Source organism: Bifidobacterium simiiventris, from assembly GCF_019331715.1.
GTDB classification, from domain to species: domain Bacteria; phylum Actinomycetota; class Actinomycetes; order Actinomycetales; family Bifidobacteriaceae; genus Bifidobacterium; species Bifidobacterium simiiventris.
Window position 1 is genome coordinate 1 of the sequence record NZ_JAHBBG010000023.1, and the last position, 5,394, is coordinate 5,394.

Sequence of the window (5,394 nt, forward strand, 5' to 3'; positions counted from 1 at the left end):
ATGAGGGGTGAGGTTTTTGTGTGGACGTCCTTCCTTATAGGATGTTCCGTCAATTGATGTTTTGAGAGTCATTCAATGGTTCTCTTCACGAGGTTTTTTTGTGGAGGGTTCGATTCTGGCTCAGGATGAACGCTGGCGGCGTGCTTAACACATGCAAGTCGAACGGGATCCCAAAGCTTGCTTTGGGTGAGAGTGGCGAACGGGTGAGTAATGCGTGACCGACCTGCCCTGTACTCCGGAATAGCTCCTGGAAACGGGTGGTAATGCCGGATGCTCCACATGAGCGCATGCGATTGTGGGAAAGCTTTTGCGGTATGGGATGGGGTCGCGTCCTATCAGCTTGACGGTGGGGTAACGGCCCACCGTGGCTTCGACGGGTAGCCGGCCTGAGAGGGCGACCGGCCACATTGGGACTGAGATACGGCCCAGACTCCTACGGGAGGCAGCAGTGGGGAATATTGCACAATGGGCGCAAGCCTGATGCAGCGACGCCGCGTGCGGGATGGAGGCCTTCGGGTTGTAAACCGCTTTTCATTGGGATCAAGGCACCTTCGGGTGTTGAGTGTACTTTTGGAATAAGCACCGGCTAACTACGTGCCAGCAGCCGCGGTAATACGTAGGGTGCAAGCGTTATCCGGAATTATTGGGCGTAAAGAGCTCGTAGGCGGTTCGTCGCGTCTGGTGTGAAAGCCCATCGCTTAACGGTGGGTCTGCGCCGGGTACGGGCGGGCTGGAGTGCGGTAGGGGAGACTGGAATTCCCGGTGTAACGGTGGAATGTGTAGATATCGGGAGGAACACCAATGGCGAAGGCAGGTCTCTGGGCCGTTACTGACGCTGAGGAGCGAAAGCGTGGGGAGCGAACAGGATTAGATACCCTGGTAGTCCACGCCGTAAACGGTGGACGCTGGATGTGGGGCCCTTTCCACGGGTTCCGTGTCGGAGCTAACGCGTTAAGCGTCCCGCCTGGGGAGTACGGCCGCAAGGCTAAAACTCAAAGAAATTGACGGGGGCCCGCACAAGCGGCGGAGCATGCGGATTAATTCGATGCAACGCGAAGAACCTTACCTGGGCTTGACATGTTCCCGACAGCGGCAGAGATGTCGCCTCCCTTCGGGGCGGGTTCACAGGTGGTGCATGGTCGTCGTCAGCTCGTGTCGTGAGATGTTGGGTTAAGTCCCGCAACGAGCGCAACCCTCGCCCCGTGTTGCCAGCAATTCGGTTGGGGACTCACGGGGGACCGCCGGGGTTAACTCGGAGGAAGGTGGGGATGACGTCAGATCATCATGCCCCTTACGTCCAGGGCTTCACGCATGCTACAATGGCCGGTACAACGGGATGCGACAAGGCGACTTGGAGCGGATCCCTGAAAACCGGTCTCAGTTCGGATCGGAGCCTGCAACCCGGCTCCGTGAAGGTGGAGTCGCTAGTAATCGCGGATCAGCAACGCCGCGGTGAATGCGTTCCCGGGCCTTGTACACACCGCCCGTCAAGTCATGAAAGTGGGCAGCACCCGAAGCCGGTGGCCTAACCTCTTTTGAGGGGGGAGCCGTCTAAGGTGAGGCTCGTGATTGGGACTAAGTCGTAACAAGGTAGCCGTACCGGAAGGTGCGGCTGGATCACCTCCTTTCTACGGAGAATTCAGGATGCTGTTTGGCATCCGGTGTGTGCCCGAGCGGCCGGACAGTCCGGTTTGGTCTCGGGTTGCTGGTGTGGAAATGATCGTTGGCTTGCCTTCGGGCGGTCGTGGTATGGATGCGCTTTTGGGTCCCCGGACCGTCACCCCAAGGATCGTTGGTTCTTGGTGCGGTTCGTGCCCATGCCCGGCACGCGGGTCTTCGGATTCGGCCGGTTGCGGGTGTGGTGCGTGGTGGTTTGAGAACTGGATAGTGGACGCGAGCAGAAGCGAGCGAGAGTTTTTCTTGTTTGTTTTCTGCTGTTTTTTCGCCGGACTCCGTTTTGGAGTCTGGTTGTTTGATCGTTTTGTGATCGTTAGTGTGATGATTTGTCGTCAAGCGTGAATCAGCTCGTTTGAATGCGTGCAACGTTCACCGTTGTGGTGTGTTGCTTGCAAGGGCGTGTGGTGGATGCCTTGGCGGACAGGACCGATGAAGGACGTGTGAGGCGACGATATGCCTCGGGGAGCCGCCAACAGGGCTTTGATCCGAGGATTTCCGAATGGGGGAACCCGGCCACCGTTATGGGTGGTCACCGCAGTTTTGCGGGGGGTACGCAGGGAAGTGAAACATCTCAGTACCTGCAGGAAAGGATACTCCGTGAGTAGTGGCGAGCGAAAGCGGATGAGGCCAAACCGGTTGCGTGTGATACCCGTCGGGGGTTGCGCTGCCGGTGTTGCGGGACGCGTGTCCCGGTACCGACGTGCCGGGCGGAAGTGAGAAAACTCTGGCTGAGGCGAACCGGATTGAAGGCCGGGCCGCAGCGGGTGCCAGCCCCTTAGCCGAAGGGCCAGGGTCTTCCGATCGTGTTCCCAAGTAGCCCGGGCCTCGTGGAATCCCGGGTGAATCTGCCCAGACCGTTGGGTAAGCCTAAGTATTCCTGTCCGACCGATAGCGTACTAGTACCGTGAGGGAAAGGTGAAAAGCACCCCGGGAGGGGAGTGAAACAGTTCCTGAAACCGTGCGCCTACGATCCGTCGGAGCCTTTCGGGGTGACGGCGTGCCTATCGAAAAATGAGTCTGCGAGTCAGTGGCATGTGGCGAGCGTAAGCCGTGTGGTGTACGCGTAGCGAAAGCGAGTCTTAAAAGGCGTTTTTCAAGTCGCGTGTCCTGGACCCGAAGCGGGATGATCTAGCCCTGGGCAGGCTGAAGCGCGGGTAAGACCGCGTGGAGGGCCGTACCCACCTGGGTTGAAAACCGGGGGGATGACCTGGGGCTAGGGGTGAAAGGCCAATCAAATTCCGTGATAGCTGGTTCTCTCCGAAATGCATTTAGGTGCAGCGTCGGTTGATTGCGTCCGGGGGGTAGAGCTACTGGATGCTTGCGGGCCCGTACTGGGTACCAACAGCAGCCAAACTCCGAATACCCGTGGCGTGTATGCCGGCAGTGAGTCGGCGGGGGATAAGCTCCGTCGTCGAAAGGGAAACAGCCCAGATCGTCGTCTAAGGTCCCCAAGCGCGTGCTAAGTGGGAAAGGATGTGGAGTCGCATAGACAGCCAGGAGGTTGGCTCAGAAGCAGCCATCCTTGAAAGAGTGCGTAACAGCTCACTGGTCTAGTGGTTCCGCGCCGACAATGTAGCGGGGCTCAAGCACGCCACCGAAGACGCGGCAGTACTTTGTACTGGGTAGGAGAGCGTCCCCAACGGGGCGAAGCGGGGGTGTAAACGTCCGTGGACTGTTGGGGAGTGAGAATGCAGACATGAGTAGCGAGAGGCGGGTGCGAATCCCGTCCGCTGGATGACCAAGGGTTCCGGGGCCACGCTCGTCGTCCCCGGGTGAGTCGGGTCCTAAGGCGAGGCCGACAGGCGTAGTCGAATGGATGAACGGGTCGATATTCCCGTACCGGCTTGAGACCGACAAAACCGAGGCCGTGAGTACTAACCTCCGGTTCGTGGTGATCCTTCCTTCGGGTTGGTGATCCGTGGACTGTTGGGACCGTAGCGGTAGTAGGTCGACGCAGGAGTGACGCAGGAGGGTAGCCGGCCGCGGAGGTGGTTTTCCGTGGTCAAGCGTGTGGCCCGCATCCCAGGCAAATCCGGGGTGCATGAGGGTGAGGCGCGATGATGGGGACGAAAGTCCGAATCCGGTGATCCCATGCTGCCGAGAAAAGCTTCGGCGTTAGGGCTCTTGCCGCCCGTACCCCAAACCGACACTGGTGGTCAGGTAGAGAATACCGAAGCGATCGAGCGAATCCTGGTCAAGGAACTCGGCAAATCACTCCCGTGCCTTCGGTATAAGGGAGACCCCTTGGGGTGAAGCGCCTCGCGCGTGGAGCCTTGGGGGGTGGCACAGGCCAGGGGGTAGCGACTGTTTACCAAAAACACAGGAGCGTGCGAAGGCGCAAGCCGCTGTATACGCTCTGACGCCTGCCCGGTGCCGGAAGGTTAAGAGGATCCGTCAGCCCTCTGGGTGAAGCGGTGAATTCAAGCCCCGGTAAACGGCGGTGGTAACTATAACCATCCTAAGGTAGCGAAATTCCTTGTCGGGTAAGTTCCGACCTGCACGAATGGCGTAACGACTTCCCCACTGTCTCGACCAGGAGCTCGGCGAAATTGCAGTACGAGTAAAGATGCTCGTTAAGCGCAGAAGGACGAAAAGACCCCGGGACCTTTACTATACCTTGGTATTGGCGTTAGGCGCGGATTGTGTAGCATAGGCGGGAGACTTCGAAGCCCAGGCGCCAGCTTGGGTGGAGTCGCAAGGTGAAATACCGCTCTGTTCTCGTTTGACGTCTAACCACGGCCAGTCATCCTGGCCTGGGACAGTGCCTGGCGGGTAGTTTAACTGGGGCGGTTGCCTCCCAAAGAGTAACGGAGGCGCTCAAAGGTCCGCTCAGCCCGGTTGGCAATCGGGTGTCGAGTGTAATCGCACAAGCGGGCTTGACTGCGAGAACGACGGTTCGAGCAGGGACGAAAGTCGGAGATAGTGATCCGGTGCCGGCGCACGGGCGCGGCATCGCTCAACGGATAAAAGGTACCCCGGGGATAACAGGCTGATCATTCCCAAGAGTCCATATCGACGGGATGGTTTGGCACCTCGATGTCGGCTCGTCGCATCCTGGGGCTGGAGCAGGTCCCAAGGGTTCGGCTGTTCGCCGATTAAAGCGGCACGCGAGCTGGGTTCAGAACGTCGTGAGACAGTTTGGTCTCTATCCTCTGCGCTCGTTGGAATCTTGAGGAGGCCTGCCCATAGTACGAGAGGACCTGGGTGGACGAACCTCTGGTATGCCGGTTGTCACGCCAGTGGCACGGCCGGTTGGCTACGTTCGGAAGGGATAACCGCTGAAAGCATCTAAGCGGGAAGCCCGCTCCAAGATAAGGATTCCATGCAGGCTTGACCTGCGAGACCCCCCATGCAGAACACGTGGTCGATAGGCCGGACGTGGAAGCCCCGCAAGGGGTGGAGCCGACCGGTACTAACGGGGAAAAGGCAATACACTCATCCGACCATTCATGGTTGGACACGCATCACTCGACTGGCTCATGCGACACGACATTGAGCACTGCGCACGAAACGAATCAACGCGTCCACTATCCGGTCCCCGAACCACCACCCTTCCCTCCGGGATTCGTCCCGGGGATGCTAATTGAAGATTTGCGGCGGTCATGGCCCAGGTGAGACGCCCGGTCCCATTCCGAACCCGGAAGCTAAGGCCTGGCACGGCGATGGTACTGCACTCGACAGGGTGTGGGAGAGTAGCACGCCGCCGCATTTACACGT

The 5,394-nt window shown here is 59.1% G+C and carries 3 rRNA genes; all 3 read left to right on the forward strand.

From position 1 onward, the window contains the following. The first annotated feature begins 97 nt into the window (after positions 1–97). Positions 98–1,628 (forward strand): 16S ribosomal RNA (locus KIH76_RS11400). Positions 1,629–2,058: 430 nt separating this feature from the next. Then, a 23S ribosomal RNA gene (locus KIH76_RS11405) occupies positions 2,059–5,113 on the forward strand. Between the two features lie 156 nt (positions 5,114–5,269). Then, a 5S ribosomal RNA gene (gene rrf / locus KIH76_RS11410) occupies positions 5,270–5,386 on the forward strand. Together the 16S, 23S and 5S rRNA genes form the textbook arrangement of a ribosomal RNA operon. The last annotated feature ends 8 nt before the right edge of the window (positions 5,387–5,394 follow it).